Below are 15946 nucleotides of genomic sequence, written 5' to 3'. Positions count from 1 at the left end.
AGCCGCCGACCGAGCCGGTCAGTGCCCTGACGTGGCCTTCAGCCCCACCACCGCCACCAGCAGCAGACAGATGAAGAAGATCCGCGCCGCGGTGACGGGCTCCCCCAGCACCGCCATGCCGAGCACGGCCGCCCCGGCCGCCCCGATACCCACCCAGACGCCGTACGCCGTACCGATGGGCAGGGTCTTGGCCGCGTACGACAGCAGCACCATGCTGGCGACGATCCCCGCCCCCGTGAACACCGACGGCCACAGCCGCGTGAACCCCTCGGTGAACTTCATGCCGATGGACCAGCCGACCTCGAGCAGACCGGCGACGAGAAGAAGAACCCAGGCCATGACAGGCACCTCCGGGACGAGAAACGGCAAGGGGGTGCGTCGTCTTCGCGTCCTGCTACCCGGTACGGCGCGTCTCGTCGGGGGTTCCGCTCCACCGTAGCAAAGGGCATGCGAAAGGGCCGGTGACCCCTGTCACCGGCCCTCTCCCCCGGAACGGATCAGAGGTACAGCCCGGTGGAGTCCTTCGACCCCTCCAGCCGCTCCGAGGCCACGGCGTGCAGGTCCCGCTCGCGCATCAGCACGTACGTCGCCCCGCGCACCTCCACCTCGGCCCGGTCCTCCGGGTCGTACAGCACGCGGTCGCCCGTCTCGACGCTGCGCACGTTCTGCCCGACCGCGACGACCTCGGCCCAGGCGAGCCGCTTGCCCACCGCGGCCGTCGCCGGAATCAGGATGCCGCCGCCCGAGCGCCGCTCGCCCTCGGGCGTGTCGGACTTCACGAGCACGCGGTCGTGGAGCATGCGGATGGGCAGCTTGTCGTGGGTGGTGTTCTCGCTCACGCCTCGAACCTACCTGCCGCCACCCGGCCCGTGACCCGGAGGGTCGTCACCGCCCCGTCACCGCCCCGTCACCGCTTGCGGCGCGAGGAGGCCACGAGCAGCCCCACCACTCCGACCGCGAGGAGCACGACCGGCACGATCCGCTCGAGGCGCGGGGCGCCGTCCTCGTGGCGCAGGCCGTCCTTCACGTCGGTGACGAGCCGGTTCACCGCGACGAAGGCGCGGCCGGCCGTGTGGTCCACCGTCGAGGCGACCCGGGCCTTCGCGTCCCCGATGATCGTCTGCGGGTGCATGCGCACGCCGATCTCGTCGAGCGTCTCGGCGAGCTGCTCGCGGCGGCGGACGATGTCCGCCTCGATCTGTGCGGGGGTCCTGGCTTCCGGCACCGCGCTGCCTCCGTCGTCGTGTCGTCACGTATGGGCTTGATCCGTCATGGACAGTCTGTCAGCTAGGTCAGCTTAGGCTCATGCCGTACGGATCCCCTCCCGAGGAGAGCACTGACATGAGCGAGCGACTCCAGCCGGGCGACATCGCCCCCGCCTTCACCCTGCCCGACGCGGACGGCAACGAGGTCTCGCTCGCCGACCACAAGGGCCGCAAGGTCATCGTGTACTTCTACCCGGCGGCCCTGACCCCGGGCTGCACCAAGCAGGCCTGCGACTTCACGGACAACCTGGACGTCCTGGCCACGGCCGGCTACGACGTCATCGGCGTCTCCCCGGACAAGCCGGAGAAGCTCGCGAAGTTCCGCGAGAAGGAGCACCTGAAGGTCACCCTCGTCGGGGACCCCGAGAAGGAGACCCTGACGGCGTACGGGGCCTTCGGCGAGAAGAAGCTGTACGGCAAGACGGTCACCGGGGTGATCCGTTCCACGGTGGTCGTGGACGAGGAGGGCAAGGTCGAGCACGCCTTCTACAACGTCAAGGCCACCGGCCACGTAGCGAAGATCATCAAGGACCTCGGCATCTGACCCGGCCCGCCTCCCGCCCCGGAAAGCCCCGCACAGAAGTGGTGCGGGGCTTTCCGTTTATCGCACGTAACACCGCGCCCAGCGGTTCGTTGACCCGTACGAGGCCGGAACGCCCGGCCGAGAGGGGGAACGGAACCGTGACCGGCCCGTACGCGCGAGGCACCCTGACCACCGCAGTGGCCGCGTCGAAAGGCTGGGCCGATCTGATGCGGCGCCTCGGCCTGAGGGAGAACGGCGGGCAACGCCGCGTGCTGCAGGAAAAGGTCGCCCTCCACGGGATCGACACCAGCCACTTCGCGAAGCGCAGCCCCCGGCACACGTACCCGGACGAGGCCATAGCCGCGGCTGTCGCCTCATCGACCACGTTGCGCCAGGTGGCGCTGCAACTCGGCGCCCGGCCCGCCACGGGCACGCTGTCGCACCTCGCCCGCCGCATCGCGGCAGCGGGTATCGACACCAGCCACTTCCCGGGCATGGAGCGGGGCCGCGTCGAGCTGCCGTTCACTCCCACAGAACTCGCGGCGGCAGCGGGCTCCGCCGACAGCCTCCGCGGCACGGCCCGCGCCTTGGGCGTTCCCGACGACGGCCGGTCCCGCGCCGCACTCGGAAGGATGCTGAAAGAGCACGGCATCGACACCGCGCACTTCCGCAACTCCCGCCGGACCATCCCGGAGGAGGCCGTGCGCGCCGCCGTTCCGCACGTGACCGGCTTCGCCGACCTGATGCGGGCCCTCGGTCTCGAAGTGAACGACGTCAACCATCGCCGGGTGCGGCGACGCGTCACGGAGCTCGGACTCGACGTCAGCCACTTCAAGCGGCGCACATGGGCGGCCCCGGCCATGACGCGCCGGCCCGTCGCGTCTGGCGTACTGATCGCGCTTCCCGCGGGTTCTCCCCGGACCAACCGCAGTCGGCTGCACCGCGCCCTGCAAGAAGTCGGCGTCCCCTACGCCTGCGCCACGTGCGGGAATCCCGGCGAATGGCGGGGAAGGCCGATCACCCTCCAGATCGACCACGTCAGCGGCGACTGGCTCGACAACCGGCGCGAGAACCTGCGGTACCTGTGCCCCAACTGCCATGCGCTGACCGACACCTGGTGCCGCGGAGGCGGTCGCCGCAATGGTGTCGCCCGCCAGACCTCCGCAGTCGTAGACTAGCCGCAGCCGGCCAGGATCAATGTCCGAATTGGCCGGTTAGTCGCGGTCGTGGTGGAATTGGCCTACACGCAACTTTTAGGTAGTTGTGGGAGAAATCCCTTGAGGGTTCGAGTCCCTCCGACCGCACCGGCACGAAGGCCCCGTACGCGCATCCGCGTACGGGGCCTTCGCCGCGTCCGGCGGGCCTTAGGCCGTCTCTTCCGGATCTTGCCTGACCCGCGTCGCCCGGCACCGCACCTCGCCGCGTTGTCGAGGCACCCGAGGACGTCCGGTAATCGGGAGCCTCTCCGCCTTGCGATGCACGGCACCGGACGACGCGGGCTTAACCGGCAAGATGCGAAAGAGACGGCCTAGCCCAGCAGTTCCCGGATCACCGGGACGAGGGCGCGGAAGGCCTGGCCGCGGTGGGAGATGGCGTTCTTCTCGTCCGCGGTGAGTTCCGCGCAGGTGCGGGTCTCGCCCAGGGGCTGGAGGATCGGGTCGTAGCCGAAGCCGCCGCCGCCCGCCGGGGTGTGGCGGAGGGTGCCGAGGAGGCGGCCCTCCACGACGCGTTCGGTGCCGTCCGGGAGGGCGAGGGCCGCCGCGCAGAAGAAGTGGGCGCCGCGGTGTTCCGAGGGGATGTCCCCGAGCTGGGCCAGGAGGAGGTCCAGGTTGGCGCGGTCGTTGCCGTGGGCGCCGGCCCAGCGGGCGGAGAAGATGCCGGGGGCGCCGTTCAGGACGTCGACGCAGAGCCCCGAGTCGTCGGCGACCGCGGGCAGGCCGGTGGCCCGGGCCAGGGCGTGGGCCTTGAGGAGGGCGTTCTCGGCGAAGGTGACGCCGGTTTCCCTGACGTCGGGGATCTCGGGGTACGCGTCCGCGCCGACCAGTTCGTGCGGCAGGCCGGCGGCGGACAGGATGGCGCGGAGCTCGGTGACTTTGCCCGCGTTGCGGGTCGCGAGGATCAGGCGGGTCATGCGGCCCATTATCCCGGGGTGCAGACCTTGGAGATCTCGGTGGCGGCGTCGGCGACGGGCTGGACGTCGGGGGTGGCGTCGCCGTTGTTGACGGCGGTGCGGACGTTCTTGACGGCCGTGCTCATGGAGTCGACGGCCTTGCCGAGGTCGGCGTTGCCGGTCGTGTCCTTGATCTTCTTGAGGTTGGTCTCGACCTGGTCGAGCGCGTTCTGGGTGTCCTGGACGCTGTTGCCGGCGTTGGAGACGGCCTGCTGGAGGTCGCCCACGCTGTCCGCTATGGCGACGGCCGTGTTGGCGCAGTCCATGGCGGTGGAGATGGCGTCGCAGGACGTCAGGGCGGGGACGGTCAGGACGGCCGCCACGGCTACGGCGGCGATGCGGAGTTTCGGCTTCATGGATTCCCCCGGGAAAGGCTCGGATGCGTGGACGGGCGCACGGTGGTGAGACCGTGCGCCCGTACTCGCGTAGACGCGTGGCCGCGGCCGGCGGTTGCTAGGGGACCTGGAGGTCCAGGGCGCGGAGCTGGAGGGCTTCCAGGTCGGCGCAGCCGCCGGCGGCGAGGTCGAGGAGGGCGTTGAGTTCCTTGCGGTCGAAGGGCTCGCCCTCGGCGGTGCCCTGGACCTCGACGAAGCGGCCGTCGCCGGTGCAGACGACGTTCATGTCGGTCTCGGCGCGCACATCCTCCTCGTAGCAGAGGTCGAGGAGCGGGACGCCGTCGACGATGCCGACGCTGACGGCGGCGACGGTGCCGGTGAGGGGCTTGCGGCCGGCCTTGACGAGCTTCTTCTTCTGGCCCCAGGCGATGGCGTCGGCGAGGGCGACGTAGGCGCCGGTGATGGCGGCGGTGCGGGTGCCGCCGTCGGCCTGGAGGACGTCGCAGTCGAGGACGATGGTGTTCTCGCCGAGGGCCTTGTAGTCGATGACGGCGCGGAGCGAGCGGCCGATGAGGCGGGAGATCTCGTGCGTGCGGCCGCCGATCTTGCCGCGGACGGATTCGCGGTCGCCCCGGGTGTTGGTGGAGCGGGGCAGCATCGAGTACTCGGAGGTGACCCAGCCTTCGCCGCTGCCCTTGCGCCAGCGCGGGACGCCTTCGGTGAAGGAGGCGGTGCAGAAGACCTTGGTGTCTCCGAAGGAGATGAGGACGGAGCCCTCTGCGTGCTTGCTCCATCCGCGTTCGATGGTGACCGGGCGGAGCTGTTCGGGCGTGCGGCCGTCGATGCGAGACATGGTGTGAGCCTAGTCGGTGCGGGGGTACGCGTGGACCCCGTCCGGCGGGCCGGTACGGGGTCCTCGTTCTGCCCCGTGGCGGGGCGGGTGAGCGGTGGGTTCAGCTCACATCATGTCTTCGATCTCGCCGGCGATCGGGTCGGCGTCGGTGCCGATGACGACCTGGATGGCGGTGCCCATCTTGACGACGCCGTGGGCGCCGGCGGCCTTGAGGGCGGCTTCGTCGACGAGGGAGGGGTCGGAGACCTCGGTGCGCAGGCGGGTGATGCAGCCCTCGACCTCTTCGATGTTCTCGATGCCGCCGAGCCCGGCGACGATCTTCTCAGCCTTGGTGGCCATGTGTTTCTCCCTGAGTGTGTCGAAGAACGGGTCTGTGCGGCCGTGCCCGGCTACCCGCTGCGTCCGCTTTGTCACGGTAGCTCAGGTCGCTCACGGTTGGCCTATCTGTGCGGGCGCGGGCGGGGTTCCTGCCGAAGGATGACGATCAGCGGCAGCCTGCCCGCAACTGGTCTACACCAGTGTGCCGCACGGGCTGCGCGTGCCAAAAACGGGCCGGTCGAGGGAGACGCGGATGAGCGCGAGCAGCGCAGCGGCGGTGCCGCGCGGGCGGTGGTGGAACGGCTTGTTCCAGGGGCTGCAGAAGATGGGGCGCAGTCTCCAGCTGCCGATCGCGGTGCTGCCCGCCGCGGGCATCCTGAACCGGCTCGGGCAGCCGGACGTGTTCGGTGCGGAGGGGCTGGACTGGACGGCCGTGGCCAAGGTGATGGCGGGTGCGGGCGGGGCCCTGCTGGACGCCGATCTGGGTCTGCCCCTCCTGTTCTGCGTCGGCGTCGCGATCGGCATGGCGAAGAAGGCGGACGGTTCGACGGCGCTGGCGGCGGTGGCGGGGTTCCTCGTCTACCGGGGCGTGCTGCACGCCTTCCCGAAGCCGTGTCCGCCCGGCACGAAGGACGTCGGGGGCGGCTGCCTGACTCCGGCGGACACCTTCGCCGGGTACGCGTACCAGAATCCGGGGGTGTTCGGCGGCATCGTGATGGGGTTGCTGACGGCCTGGTTCTGGCAGCGCTACCACCGGGTGAAGCTGGTGGACTGGCTGGGTTTCTTCAACGGGCGCCGGCTGGTCCCGATCATCATGTCGTTCGTGGCGATCGTCTTCGCGGCGCTGTGCCTGTGGGTGTGGCCGCCGGTCGGTGACGCGCTGGAGAGCTTCTCGGACTGGCTGGTGGGTCTGGGCGCCTGGGGTGCGGGGATCTTCGGTGTCGCGAACCGGGCGTTGCTGGTGATCGGTCTGCACCAGTTCCTGAACGTGCCGGTGTGGTTCCAGTTCGGCAGTTTCACCAAGCCGGACGGGGCGACGGTGCACGGCGACATCAACATGTTCCTGGCGGGTGATCCGGATGCCGGGCAGTTCCTGAGCGGGTTCTTCCCCATCATGATGTTCGCCCTGCCGGCGGCGGCGCTGGCGATCGCGCACTGCGCGAAGCCGCAGCGGCGCAAGGAGGTCGGCGGGCTGATGCTGTCGGTGGGTCTGACGTCCTTCGTCACGGGGATCACGGAGCCCCTGGAGTACTCCTTCCTCTTCGTGGCGCCGGCGCTGTACGTGGTGCACGCGGTGCTGACGGGCGTGTCGATGGCGGTGACGTGGGCGCTGGGGGTGCACGACGGGTTCAGCTTCTCGGCCGGTCTGATCGACTACGTCATCAACTGGGGTCTGGCGACGAAGCCCTGGCTGGTCATTCCCATCGGGCTGGGTTTCGCGGTGGTCTACTACGTGGTGTTCCGTTTCGCGATCACGCGGTGGGACATCCCGACGCCGGGCCGGGAGTCGGATGAGGAGATCGCCGCGATGCAGGCGGAGAACACCAAGGCGTGACATACCCCTTGGCACGGGGCGAGGGCCTTCGGATCGGTTGATCCGGAGGCCCTCCGTCCTGTGGCGCAGGCCACAGGAAATCGAAGGTTCCTTATCTAACCCCGACCGTGCTACAACTGGTCTACACCACCCAATGGTGTAGACCATGCGGCTGCCGAGCGGCCCGTGGTCCCCCTTTTCCGAGACGCCGCCACCCCCGTTTTCCACGTCCCCAGGCAGCGCCTTGTCCTCTGGAGGAACCCATGTCCACAGCGACCGCTGCGGAGAAGAAGAAGGGCGCTGGCGTGATGGCCGTCATGCAGCGCATCGGCCGGAGCCTCATGCTCCCCGTTGCCGTGCTGCCCGCCGGCGCTCTGCTCATCCGCCTCGGCCAGGACGACATGCTCGGCAAGGCGTCGCTGCCGGACTTCATCAACAAGATCGCCACGTACATGGCGGCCGGTGGTGACGCGATCATCGGCAACATGGCGCTGCTGTTCGCCGTCGGCATCGCGATCGGCTTCGCCAAGAAGTCCGACGGTTCAACGGCCCTGGCGGCCGTCACCGGTTACCTGGTCTTCCAGAAGGTGCTCGCCACCTTCACCGACCCGAGCCTGCCGAAGATCGCCAAGGTGGTCGACGGCAAGGTCGCGATGGTCGAGGCGCCCGTGGACGCCAAGGTCCTCGGCGGTGTGGTGATGGGCCTCGTCGTCGCCCTGCTCTACCAGAAGTTCTACCGGACCAAGCTGCCGGACTGGGCGGGCTTCTTCGGCGGCCGCCGCCTGGTCCCGATCCTCTCCGCCTTCGCGGGCCTGTTCATCGGCATCCTCTTCGGGCTGATCTGGCCGGTCCTCGGCAAGGGCATCCACGGCTTCGGCGAGTGGCTGGTCGGGTCCGGCGCCGTCGGCGCGGGCATCTTCGGCGTCGCCAACCGCGCGCTGATCCCGGTCGGCATGCACCACCTGCTCAACTCCTTCCCGTGGTTCCAGGCGGGCGAGTACAACGGCAAGAGCGGTGACATCGGCCGCTTCCTCGCCGGTGACCCGAGCGCCGGACAGTTCATGACCGGCTTCTTCCCGATCATGATGTTCGCCCTCCCGGCCGCCTGCCTGGCGATCGTCCACTGCGCCCGCCCCGAGCGCCGCAAGGTCGTCGGCGGCATGATGTTCTCCCTCGCGCTCACCGCGTTCGTCACCGGTGTCACCGAGCCGATCGAGTTCACCTTCATGTTCATCGCCCCGGTGCTGTACGCGGTCCACGCGGTCCTGACCGGTGTGTCCATGGCCCTGACCTGGGCGCTCGGCATGAAGGACGGCTTCGGCTTCTCCGCCGGCGCGATCGACTTCTTCCTGAACCTGGGCATCGCGACCAAGCCGTGGATGCTCGTCCTGGTGGGTCTGTGCTTCGCGGCCCTCTACTACGCGATCTTCCGCTTCGCGATCACCAAGTGGAACCTGCCCACCCCGGGCCGCGAGTCGGACGAGGAACTCGCCGAACTGGCGAAGGCCGAGGCCAAGTAGCAGGCGGTACCGCGCGACGCGGCCCCCGCTCTCCCGGAAGGGAGGCGGGGGCCGCGTCGTACTCCCGTACGACGTCAGACCTCGTACTCGGCGCCCGCGTACGCGAGGTCGACCGGGCCGCCGTAGACCGCGCGGGCGTCCGCCAGGTTCCGCGCGGCGTCCGTCCACGGCGGGATGTGCGTCAGCACGAGCCGGCCGACCCGCCCGTCGCGCGCGTACTCGCCCGCCTCCCGGCCGTTGAGGTGGAGGTCCGGGATGTCCTCCTTGCCGTGCGTGAAGGACGCCTCGCACAGGAACAGGTCGGCGCCCTCCGCCAGCACGCCCAGCTCGGGGCAGACCCCGGTGTCGCCCGAGTACGCCAGGACGCGCCCGCCGTGCTCGACGCGGATGCCGTACGACTCGACCGGGTGGCAGACCCTCTCCGTGCGGACCGTGAACGGGCCGATCTCGAAGACGGCGGACTTCAGCGTGCGGAAGTCGAAGACCTCGCTCATCGAACGCTCGTCGGGGACGTCCTCGTACGCCGTGGTCAGGCGCTGCTCGGTGCCCTCGGGGCCGTAGACGGGGATGGTTCCGCAGCGGCCGCCCTCGTGCCGGTAGTAGCGGGCGACGAAGTACGCGCACATGTCGATGCAGTGGTCGGCGTGCAGATGGCTCAGGAAGATCGCGTCGAGGTCGTAGAGGCCGCAGTGGCGCTGGAGCGCTCCGAGGGAACCGTTGCCCATGTCGAGGAGCAGCCGGAAGCCGTCGGCCTCGACGAGATAGCTCGAACATGCCGAATCCGCGGCCGGGAAGGACCCCGAACAGCCGACGACGGTGAGCTTCATGGAGCGTGAACCTCCGTGGACGGTCCGTGGACGGAATGCGGGCCGTGCGTGGGTCGAGCGTAAGGCGCGAAACCTCCGGTCGCTCCTCCGCGGCGGGCCGTTGTGGGGGGAATCACCTGCCGTGTCACCCGGGGGAGCGACGTGGGGTACGCGCGTTGTCGTTCCGCCGCGTGCCGTTGCCGCGCCGGGTGCCGTCCGCGCGGCTACGGTCGGAACATGGACACGTCGTGGTGGCCCGCTCTGCTGGCGGCGGTCGCCGTGGCGGTGGTGGTGCTGCTCCCCCGGCGGCGCACGGCGGTGACGGTGACGCCCCCGCCCCGCGGAACGGCGGCGCCGCCGCCGCGGGTGCGGCCGGGCGAGCTGTGGCGCCTGACGGACGGCCGGACCTGCCTGGTGCTGGCGGTACGGGCGCACCGGGCGCGGGTGGCCTGGGTCGCCGGGAAGTACGACGACCGGCGCGCCGGGGTGATCCCGCTGCCGCCGGGCACGGCCGGCGCGCACGGCCGGGGCGGGTTCCTGGAGGCGGACCGGCCCGAGGAGGTGTCGCTGTGGGAGTTCCGCACCCTGGCGGGGACACTGGACCCGGTGCTGTGGGACGAGGCCAAGGGGCTGGGAGGCGGTGCGGGATGATCCGGCTGCGGCGCGTCTACGATCCTCCCGAGCCGGGGGCCGACGGTGTGCGGGTCCTCGTGGACCGGCTGTGGCCCCGGGGGCTGTCGAAGGCGGCGGCCTCGGTGGACCAGTGGCCGCGGGCGGTGACCCCGTCGGCGGAGCTGCGCACGTGGTTCCACGCGGGCGGCTCGCCGGGGGAGTTCCGCCGGCGGTACGAGGCGGAGCTGGCGGCCCCGGAGGCCCGGGCGGAACTGGACCGGCTGCGGGAGCTGGCGGCGGCGGGCCCGCTGACCCTGCTGACGGCGGTCAAGGACCCCGCCGGCAGTCACGCGGCGGTGCTGGCCGAGCTGCTGGGCGGCGCCGGCGGGGCGTGACGGCGTACCGCACCCCCGCACCCCCCGCGGGCACGCGGGGGGTGCGGTACGGAGCAGGGGCGGGCCGGCCGGCCCGCCGGACGCGGCGTCAGACGCGGGCCTCGGGCCTGTCCGTGCACAGCGCCCAGATGACGAACACCCCGACGGCGATCGCGATGAGCGCCCACAGGGGCTGGTAGGGCAGCCACAGGAAGTGGAAGACCACCGAGAGGGCGGCCAGGACGACACCGGCGGTCCGGCCCCACGGGGCGCCCTTGAGGATGCCGACGCCGACGACGAGGACGACGGCGCCGAGGACGAGGTGGATCCAGCCCCACGCGGTGAGGTCGAACCTGAAGGTGTAGTCGCCGACCGGCAGGTACACCTCGTCCCGGGCGAGGGCGGCGATGCCCTCGAGGACGCCGAACACGCCGCTGACGGCCATCAGGACACCGGCGAAGGCGGCACCGCCGGTGGCCCACGCGTCGGCGCGGCCCGGTCCTGGGGCGCCGGCGCCGGCGGGGGCCGAGGGGGAGGTACTGCCCGGGGTGGTGGTCATGTCGCCACCTTCCTGCTGGGGGAACCGGTCGGTACCGAGCGTGCGCGCGGTGGGCCGGCCGGGTGACCCGGCGGGGGCCGGCCGGGTGACCCGGCGTCCCGCCTCCGGCCCGGCCCCCGGCGCCCTCCTCCGCCGCCCGCCGCGGGCCGGGACGCGGGACGCCGCCGGGACCGCGTACTCGCGGGTCGCGGCGGCGTCCTCGGGCCGTGCCGTGCGTGCGGGCCGTGCGTGCCGGTGCGGGCCGTGCGTACGGGCCTCAGGCCCAGAGCTGGCCCTGGAGGACCTCGATGGCCTCTTCCGTGGTCGCCGCCGTGTAGACGCCGGTCGACAGGTACTTCCAGCCGCCGTCGGCCACGACGAAGACGATGTCGGCGGTCTCCCCGGCGGCGACCGCCTTGCGGCCCACGCCGATCGCCGCGTGCAGCGCGGCCCCGGTGGAGACCCCGGCGAAGATGCCCTCCTGCTGGAGGAGTTCCCGGGTGCGGGTCACCGCGTCGGCCGAGCCGACCGAGTAGCGGGTGGTGAGCACCGAGGCGTCGTACAGCTCGGGGACGAAGCCCTCGTCGAGGTTGCGCAGGCCGTAGACGAGGTCGTCGTAGCGCGGCTCGGCGGCGACGATCCTCACGCCGGGGACGTTCTCGCGGAGGTAGCGGCCGACGCCCATGAGGGTGCCCGTCGTGCCGAGGCCCGCCACGAAGTGGGTGATCGAGGGGAGGTCGGCCAGGATCTCCGGGCCGGTCGTGGCGTAGTGGGCGCCCGCGTTGTCCGGGTTCCCGTACTGGTAGAGCATCACCCAGGAGGGGTTCTGCTCCGCCAGCTCCTTCGCCACCCGTACCGCGGTGTTCGAACCGCCCGCGGCCGGCGACGAGATGATCTCGGCTCCCCACATCGCGAGAAGGTCGCGGCGCTCCTGCGAGGTGTTCTCCGGCATCACGCACACGATCCGGTAGCCCTTGAGCTTCGCGGCCATGGCGAGCGAGATGCCCGTGTTGCCGGAGGTGGGTTCCAGGATGGTGCAGCCGGGCGACAGTCGGCCGTCCTTCTCCGCCTGCTCGACCATGTGGAGCGCGGGGCGGTCCTTGATCGAGCCGGTCGGGTTGCGGTCCTCCAGCTTGGCCCAGATGCGGACGTCCGCCGAGGGGGACAGTCGCGGCAGGCGCACCAGCGGGGTGTTGCCGACCGCCGCGAGGGGGGAGTCGTACCGCATTACTTCGAGCCGCCGGCCACGGCCGGGAGGATGGTGACGCTGTCGCCGTCCTTGAGGGCGGTGGAGATGCCGTCGATGAAGCGGACGTCCTCGTCGTTGAGGTAGACGTTCACGAAGCGGCGCAGCTGGCCGCCGGCGTCCTGGTCGACGAGTCGCTCCCGAATGCCCTTGTGGCGGGTCTCCAGGTCCTCGAACAGCTCGGAGAGGGTGGCGCCCTCGCCGTTGACGGCCTTCTCGCCGTCGGTGTAGGTGCGGAGGATGGTGGGGATGCGGACCTCGATGGCCATGGCAGGCTCCAGTGTCGTGAAAGGGGCGAAGGAGTGTGCGGGCGCGCGTTCGTGCTGCCCCGCGCGGAGGGGGCCGGGTGCTCAGGCGGCAGGACAGATGGCGCTGGCGAGGCGGCACAGGTCGACGTGCAGCCGCGCCACGAGCAGCAGCCTGCCGGGCGTCTCGATGCTCACGTCGTGGGAAACCATGCGGTCATGTTAACGATTCCCGGTCCCCCGTTTGGAGTGTGATCCCGCATCGTGGACGCCGGAGGCTCACATGGTGGTCAGTAGGCGGCCACGACCTGCACTTCTTCCTCCGTGATGACGCCGTCGACGATCCGGTAGGAGCGGAACTGGAACTCGCCGAGGCCGTCCTGGTCGGCCGTGGAGACCAGGACGTAGTGCGCGCCGGGCTCGTTCGCGTACGTGACGTCCGTGCGCGAGGGGTAGGCCTCGGTGGCGGTGTGCGAGTGGTAGACGATCACGGGATCCTCGTCCCGGTCGTCCAGTTCGCGGTAGAGCTTGAGCAGGTCCTTGGAGTCGAACTCGTAGAACGTGGGCGAGCGGGCCGCGTTGAGCATCGGGATGAACCGCTCGGGGCGTCCGGTGCCCGCCGGGCCGGCCACCACGCCGCACGCCTCGTCCGGGTGGTCCTTGCGGGCGTGCTCGACGATCTGGTCGTACAGGGCCTGGGTGAGGGTCAGCATGAGCGACAGGATAAGCAGACGGGCCCTACCGTACCGAGGAGTGGTACGGGAGGGCCCGAATGGTGGACACGACGCCCCGGGCGCAGGGCCCGGGGCGTCGTGTCCCGGCCGTGCCGGGCGGCCGGGGGCTCAGGTCCCGCGGGTCAGCGGGTGACCTTGTTGAAGGCGGCTCCGCTCGGGTTGCGGGCCTTGAGGACCAGGTAGGAGACACCCAGGAGCAGACCCCACAGCGGGGCACAGTAGAGCGAGACGCGGGAGTCCTTGTCGACGCCCATCATCACGACGACCATGCCGATGAAGAGCAGGGCGAACCAGCTGGTCCAGGGGGCGCCGGGGGCGCGGAAGGAGGACTGCGGCAGCTCGCCGCGGTCGGCCTTGGCGCGGTAGCGGATCTGGCAGACCAGGATCATGACCCAGGCCCACATGCCGGAGATGGTGGCGAAGGAGACGACGTAGTCGAAGGCCTTGCCCGGGGCGACGTAGTTGATCCAGACGCCGACCAGCATGAGGGCGGCGGAGAAGGTGGTGCCGGCCAGCGGGGTGCCGTTCTTCGTGAGCCTGGTGAAGAACTTCGGGCCCTGGCCGTTGAGCGCCAGGTCGCGCAGCATGCGGCCGGTGGAGTACATGCCCGAGTTGCAGGAGGACAGGGCGGCGGTCAGCACGACGAAGTTGACGATCGCGGCGCCGACGCCGAGGCCCATCTTCTCGAAGGCGAGGACGAAGGGGCTCTCGCCGGCCTTGAAGTTCGACCACGGGATGACCGACATGATCATGATGAGCGCGCCGACGTAGAAGACGGCGATGCGCCACGGCACGGTGTTGATGGCCTTGGGCAGGGTCTTCGCGGGGTCCTTGGACTCGCCGGCGGTGACGCCGACCAGTTCGACCGCGAGGAAGGCGAACATCACGATCTGCAGGGTCATCAGCGTCTCGCCGATGCCGTTGGGGAAGAAGCCGCGGTCGCTCCACAGGTTGGAGACGGAGGCGGTGGCGGCGGCGTCGGAGAAGCCGATGGTGAGGATGCCGGCGCAGATCAGGATCATGCCGACGATGGCGGTGACCTTGACCATGGAGAACCAGAACTCCAGCTCGCCGAAGAGCTTCACGGAGATCAGGTTGGCGGCGTAGAGGATCACGGTGAAGATCAGCGCGTACGCCCACTGCGGGAAGCTGTCGTCCGTCCAGTACGCCATGTACTTCGCGGCGGCGGTGACCTCGGTGATGCCGGTGACCACCCAGAACAGCCAGTACGTCCAGCCGGTCGCGTATCCCCAGAACGGGCCCAGGAACTCGCGGGCGTAGTCCGAGAAGGAGCCGGAGACGGGGCGGTACATGAGCAGTTCGCCCAGGGCCCGCATGATGAAGAAGATGACCAGGCCGGCGATGGCGTAGGCCAGGATCAGACTCGGTCCGGCTTTGGAGATCGCCTTGCCCGCCCCGAGGAACAGGCCGGTGCCGATGGCTCCGCCGATCGCGATCATCTGGATCTGGCGGGCTCCGAGCGCCCGGTGGTAACCCTCCCCGTCGCCCTCGCCCTGACCGCCCTCGCCGGGCGTCCTGTCGTGCTGCTCGACCTGCACAGAGGTCATGTCTTGGTGCGCCTTTCTCCACGCCGACCCGCGCCTGGAACGGCTGCGGATCGGGTCCTCGATCCCCCCGGATACGGATGGAGTTGCACGCCGGCGGTCAGCCGGTTCAAGCGGGCCGGGGGACATGGGTGGCGTCCCGTCGGCGGTCGTGAAGATTTATCACGGGCTTACGGGTGGGAAAAGGGCGCGGAAGCGGCCTTCGGCACGGCAATACCGGGACATAAGGCCTGAAATGGATCAGATCACCGCATGGCGGTGATCTGATCGTTATCCGGATTTGAGCGTCCGCTGAGCGAACGCGAAGGCGTCCATGACGTACGGCCGCGGGCCCCCGGCCCGCCCGCGGGCGGTCAGAGGGTCTCGATGAGCGTCTCCTGGAGCCCGCCCAGCCAGAGGTACGCCATCACCATCGGCTTGCGCGGGTCGTCGTCCGGGAGCCGGAAGAGCGTCGCGCTCTCGTCGTCCTCGGAGATGTCGAGCCGGGCCGCGATGGTCAGCCGCAGGTCGTTGAGCGCGCCGAGCCAGCGCAGCGGCAGCTCGCCGGTCAGCTCCAGCACCGCCGCCCCGTCGCCGGCCGGGGTGAGGGCGTCGAGGCTGCGCACGACGGCCAGCGCGTCCTCCCGCTTGCGGGTGCGCAGGTCGTTCTCGGTGAAGCGGCGGAACTCCGCCGAGCGGGCCCGCAGCTCCTCGGCGTCCTGCCCCGGGCGCGGGCCGTCGGGGCCCCCGTAGGCGTCGGGGAAGAGCCGCGCCAGCGCCGGGTCGGAGGGGGGCTCGGTGGGGCCGTCGGAGGCGAACAGCGCCGCCAGCGGGTCGGCGTCCTCGGCGGGCTCCGGCTCTCCGGGGCCGATCAGCTCCAGCAGCTGCACGGCCAGCGAGCGCAGGATGGAGATCTCGATCTCGTCCAGGGCCACGGCGGCCCCGCCGCCCTTCAGCGGCTCGAACACGCCGCCCATCAGCCGCGGTCCTGCGAGAGGGTCGCCCAGAGCCCGTACCCGTGCATGGCCTGCACGTCCCGCTCCATCTCCTCGCGGGTGCCGCTCGAGACGACCGCCCTGCCCTTGTTGTGGACGTCGAGCATCAGCCTGGTCGCCTTGTCCTTGGGGTAGCCGAAGTACGCCTGGAACACGTACGTCACGTAGCTCATGAGGTTGACCGGGTCGTTGTGCACCAGGGTCACCCACGGGACGTCCGGTTCGGGGACCGCGAAGGTCTCCTCGGCGGATTCGGTGCGTTCGATCTCAATGGGAGCAACACTCACTCGTCCCATGCTGCCACTGTGGCGGGCCGGTCGCACAAACGGACCCC

At 70.5% G+C, this 15946-nt stretch carries 22 protein-coding genes, 1 tRNA gene and 1 riboswitch; of the genes, 7 read left to right on the top strand and 16 right to left on the bottom strand.

The features are described from left to right. Positions 1-18: 18 nt before the first annotated feature. The 3 genes from ACZ514_RS19870 to ACZ514_RS19860 all read right to left on the bottom strand — a co-directional run bounded on the left by ACZ514_RS19870 (position 19) and on the right by ACZ514_RS19860 (position 1225). Positions 19-339 carry a DMT family transporter gene (locus ACZ514_RS19870; protein WP_030158619.1) on the bottom strand — a complete coding sequence of 107 codons (321 nt, stop codon included), beginning with the start codon at positions 337-339 and terminating at the stop codon, positions 19-21. A gap of 33 nt (positions 340-372) precedes the next feature. After that, positions 373-445: riboswitch (guanidine-III (ykkC-III) riboswitch) on the bottom strand. A 52-nt stretch (positions 446-497) separates the two neighbouring features. Beyond that, positions 498-839 carry a GroES family chaperonin gene (locus tag ACZ514_RS19865; protein WP_388941012.1) on the bottom strand — a complete coding sequence of 114 codons (342 nt, stop codon included), beginning with the start codon at positions 837-839 and terminating at the stop codon, positions 498-500. Between the two features lie 68 nt (positions 840-907). Further along, positions 908-1225 (bottom strand): DUF3618 domain-containing protein, encoded by a 318-nt coding sequence (locus ACZ514_RS19860; RefSeq protein WP_388941009.1) that lies wholly within the window; start codon positions 1223-1225, stop codon positions 908-910. Positions 1226-1341: 116 nt separating this feature from the next. Here ACZ514_RS19860 and bcp point away from each other — a divergent pair, with 116 nt between their 5' ends. From bcp to ACZ514_RS19845, 3 genes are all read left to right on the top strand, one after another. Then, positions 1342-1809, top strand: a complete 468-nt coding sequence (gene bcp, locus ACZ514_RS19855; RefSeq protein ID WP_468171852.1) for a thioredoxin-dependent thiol peroxidase — start codon at positions 1342-1344, stop codon at positions 1807-1809. Between the two features lie 137 nt (positions 1810-1946). Then, a complete protein-coding gene (locus ACZ514_RS19850; RefSeq protein ID WP_468171849.1) occupies positions 1947-2966 on the top strand; it encodes an HNH endonuclease signature motif containing protein in 1020 nt (339 codons plus the stop codon). Positions 2967-3008: 42 nt separating this feature from the next. After that, a tRNA-Leu gene (locus tag ACZ514_RS19845) sits at positions 3009-3092 on the top strand. A 224-nt stretch (positions 3093-3316) separates the two neighbouring features. On the opposite strand, the gene rdgB is transcribed toward ACZ514_RS19845, so the two are convergent. The 4 genes from rdgB to ACZ514_RS19825 all read right to left on the bottom strand — a co-directional run bounded on the left by rdgB (position 3317) and on the right by ACZ514_RS19825 (position 5560). Beyond that, the gene (rdgB, locus tag ACZ514_RS19840) at positions 3317-3919 is read right to left on the bottom strand and encodes an RdgB/HAM1 family non-canonical purine NTP pyrophosphatase (protein WP_468171846.1); all 603 of its coding nucleotides are present in this window, start codon (positions 3917-3919) and stop codon (positions 3317-3319) included. Between the two features lie 8 nt (positions 3920-3927). Beyond that, positions 3928-4314, bottom strand: a complete 387-nt coding sequence (locus tag ACZ514_RS19835) for a hypothetical protein (protein WP_468171843.1) — start codon at positions 4312-4314, stop codon at positions 3928-3930. Between the two features lie 97 nt (positions 4315-4411). Continuing rightward, positions 4412-5146 (bottom strand): ribonuclease PH, encoded by a 735-nt coding sequence (gene rph / locus ACZ514_RS19830; RefSeq protein WP_468171840.1) that lies wholly within the window; start codon positions 5144-5146, stop codon positions 4412-4414. A 105-nt stretch (positions 5147-5251) separates the two neighbouring features. Next, positions 5252-5560 (bottom strand): PTS sugar transporter subunit IIB, encoded by a 309-nt coding sequence (locus ACZ514_RS19825; protein WP_469125265.1) that lies wholly within the window; start codon positions 5558-5560, stop codon positions 5252-5254. Positions 5561-5717: 157 nt separating this feature from the next. Between ACZ514_RS19825 and ACZ514_RS19820 the strand changes: the two genes are divergently transcribed. Together ACZ514_RS19820 and ACZ514_RS19815 are read left to right on the top strand one after the other, a co-directional pair. Next, positions 5718-7019: a PTS transporter subunit EIIC gene (locus ACZ514_RS19820; RefSeq protein WP_468699647.1), complete on the top strand. Its 1302-nt coding sequence runs from the start codon at positions 5718-5720 to the stop codon at positions 7017-7019. Between the two features lie 242 nt (positions 7020-7261). Then, positions 7262-8518, top strand: coding sequence for a PTS transporter subunit EIIC (locus tag ACZ514_RS19815; protein ID WP_468171831.1), 1257 nt, complete (start codon positions 7262-7264; stop codon positions 8516-8518). Positions 8519-8592: 74 nt separating this feature from the next. On the opposite strand, the gene ACZ514_RS19810 is transcribed toward ACZ514_RS19815, so the two are convergent. Continuing rightward, complete coding sequence (locus tag ACZ514_RS19810) at positions 8593-9345, bottom strand: MBL fold metallo-hydrolase (RefSeq protein ID WP_468171828.1); 753 nt, start codon at positions 9343-9345, stop codon at positions 8593-8595. Positions 9346-9561: 216 nt separating this feature from the next. Here ACZ514_RS19810 and ACZ514_RS19805 point away from each other — a divergent pair, with 216 nt between their 5' ends. Together ACZ514_RS19805 and ACZ514_RS19800 are read left to right on the top strand one after the other, a co-directional pair. Beyond that, positions 9562-9975 (top strand): hypothetical protein, encoded by a 414-nt coding sequence (locus ACZ514_RS19805; protein WP_469125264.1) that lies wholly within the window; start codon positions 9562-9564, stop codon positions 9973-9975. After that, entirely contained in the window at positions 9972-10331 is a 360-nt protein-coding gene (locus ACZ514_RS19800) for a DUF488 domain-containing protein (RefSeq protein WP_468171822.1), read from the top strand. Before ACZ514_RS19805 ends, ACZ514_RS19800 begins: the two co-directional genes overlap by 4 nt. An 88-nt stretch (positions 10332-10419) precedes the next feature. On the opposite strand, the gene ACZ514_RS19795 is transcribed toward ACZ514_RS19800, so the two are convergent. The 8 genes from ACZ514_RS19795 to clpS all read right to left on the bottom strand — a co-directional run bounded on the left by ACZ514_RS19795 (position 10420) and on the right by clpS (position 15908). After that, a complete protein-coding gene (locus tag ACZ514_RS19795) occupies positions 10420-10869 on the bottom strand; it encodes a DUF7144 family membrane protein (protein ID WP_469125263.1) in 450 nt (149 codons plus the stop codon). Positions 10870-11125: 256 nt separating this feature from the next. Continuing rightward, positions 11126-12076 carry a PLP-dependent cysteine synthase family protein gene (locus ACZ514_RS19790; RefSeq protein WP_469125262.1) on the bottom strand — a complete coding sequence of 317 codons (951 nt, stop codon included), beginning with the start codon at positions 12074-12076 and terminating at the stop codon, positions 11126-11128. Then, complete coding sequence (locus ACZ514_RS19785) at positions 12076-12363, bottom strand: MoaD/ThiS family protein (protein WP_469125261.1); 288 nt, start codon at positions 12361-12363, stop codon at positions 12076-12078. Before ACZ514_RS19785 ends, ACZ514_RS19790 begins: the two co-directional genes overlap by 1 nt. A gap of 81 nt (positions 12364-12444) precedes the next feature. Next, the gene (locus ACZ514_RS19780) at positions 12445-12552 is read right to left on the bottom strand and encodes a putative leader peptide (RefSeq protein ID WP_311736929.1); all 108 of its coding nucleotides are present in this window, start codon (positions 12550-12552) and stop codon (positions 12445-12447) included. A gap of 77 nt (positions 12553-12629) precedes the next feature. Further along, positions 12630-13052 (bottom strand): M67 family metallopeptidase, encoded by a 423-nt coding sequence (locus ACZ514_RS19775; protein WP_388940968.1) that lies wholly within the window; start codon positions 13050-13052, stop codon positions 12630-12632. Between the two features lie 143 nt (positions 13053-13195). After that, entirely contained in the window at positions 13196-14641 is a 1446-nt protein-coding gene (locus ACZ514_RS19770) for an amino acid permease (RefSeq protein WP_468699645.1), read from the bottom strand. A gap of 350 nt (positions 14642-14991) precedes the next feature. After that, positions 14992-15594, bottom strand: coding sequence for a DUF2017 domain-containing protein (locus ACZ514_RS19765; RefSeq protein ID WP_469125260.1), 603 nt, complete (start codon positions 15592-15594; stop codon positions 14992-14994). Further along, positions 15594-15908, bottom strand: a complete 315-nt coding sequence (clpS, locus tag ACZ514_RS19760; protein ID WP_388940960.1) for an ATP-dependent Clp protease adapter ClpS — start codon at positions 15906-15908, stop codon at positions 15594-15596. The genes ACZ514_RS19765 and clpS overlap by 1 nt, the downstream gene beginning before the upstream one ends. Positions 15909-15946: the final 38 nt, after the last annotated feature.

The sequence above is a fragment of the Streptomyces sp. NPDC034086 genome, from assembly GCF_055575515.1.
The sequence above is the reverse complement of the archived record's forward strand: the minus strand, read 5'-3'. Positions and strand labels throughout refer to the sequence as shown.

Bases quoted from the DNA above. Each gene is read 5' to 3' on its own strand.
- rdgB (WP_468171846.1), bottom strand. From the start codon at position 3,919: ATGACCCGCCTGATCCTCGCGACCCGCAACGCGGGCAAAGTCACCGAG.
- ACZ514_RS19805 (WP_469125264.1), top strand. From the start codon at position 9,562: ATGGACACGTCGTGGTGGCCCGCTCTGCTGGCGGCGGTCGCCGTGGCG.
- clpS (WP_388940960.1), bottom strand. From the start codon at position 15,908: ATGGGACGAGTGAGTGTTGCTCCCATTGAGATCGAACGCACCGAATCC.
- ACZ514_RS19775 (WP_388940968.1), bottom strand. From the start codon at position 13,052: ATGCTGACCCTCACCCAGGCCCTGTACGACCAGATCGTCGAGCACGCC.
- ACZ514_RS19870 (WP_030158619.1), bottom strand. From the start codon at position 339: ATGGCCTGGGTTCTTCTTCTCGTCGCCGGTCTGCTCGAGGTCGGCTGG.
- ACZ514_RS19790 (WP_469125262.1), bottom strand. From the start codon at position 12,076: ATGCGGTACGACTCCCCCCTCGCGGCGGTCGGCAACACCCCGCTGGTG.
- ACZ514_RS19820 (WP_468699647.1), top strand. From the start codon at position 5,718: ATGAGCGCGAGCAGCGCAGCGGCGGTGCCGCGCGGGCGGTGGTGGAAC.
- bcp (WP_468171852.1), top strand. From the start codon at position 1,342: ATGAGCGAGCGACTCCAGCCGGGCGACATCGCCCCCGCCTTCACCCTG.
- ACZ514_RS19815 (WP_468171831.1), top strand. From the start codon at position 7,262: ATGTCCACAGCGACCGCTGCGGAGAAGAAGAAGGGCGCTGGCGTGATG.
- ACZ514_RS19835 (WP_468171843.1), bottom strand. From the start codon at position 4,314: ATGAAGCCGAAACTCCGCATCGCCGCCGTAGCCGTGGCGGCCGTCCTG.
- ACZ514_RS19800 (WP_468171822.1), top strand. From the start codon at position 9,972: ATGATCCGGCTGCGGCGCGTCTACGATCCTCCCGAGCCGGGGGCCGAC.
- ACZ514_RS19765 (WP_469125260.1), bottom strand. From the start codon at position 15,594: ATGGGCGGCGTGTTCGAGCCGCTGAAGGGCGGCGGGGCCGCCGTGGCC.
- ACZ514_RS19810 (WP_468171828.1), bottom strand. From the start codon at position 9,345: ATGAAGCTCACCGTCGTCGGCTGTTCGGGGTCCTTCCCGGCCGCGGAT.
- ACZ514_RS19780 (WP_311736929.1), bottom strand. From the start codon at position 12,552: ATGGTTTCCCACGACGTGAGCATCGAGACGCCCGGCAGGCTGCTGCTC.
- ACZ514_RS19795 (WP_469125263.1), bottom strand. From the start codon at position 10,869: ATGACCACCACCCCGGGCAGTACCTCCCCCTCGGCCCCCGCCGGCGCC.
- ACZ514_RS19785 (WP_469125261.1), bottom strand. From the start codon at position 12,363: ATGGCCATCGAGGTCCGCATCCCCACCATCCTCCGCACCTACACCGAC.
- rph (WP_468171840.1), bottom strand. From the start codon at position 5,146: ATGTCTCGCATCGACGGCCGCACGCCCGAACAGCTCCGCCCGGTCACC.
- ACZ514_RS19770 (WP_468699645.1), bottom strand. From the start codon at position 14,641: ATGACCTCTGTGCAGGTCGAGCAGCACGACAGGACGCCCGGCGAGGGC.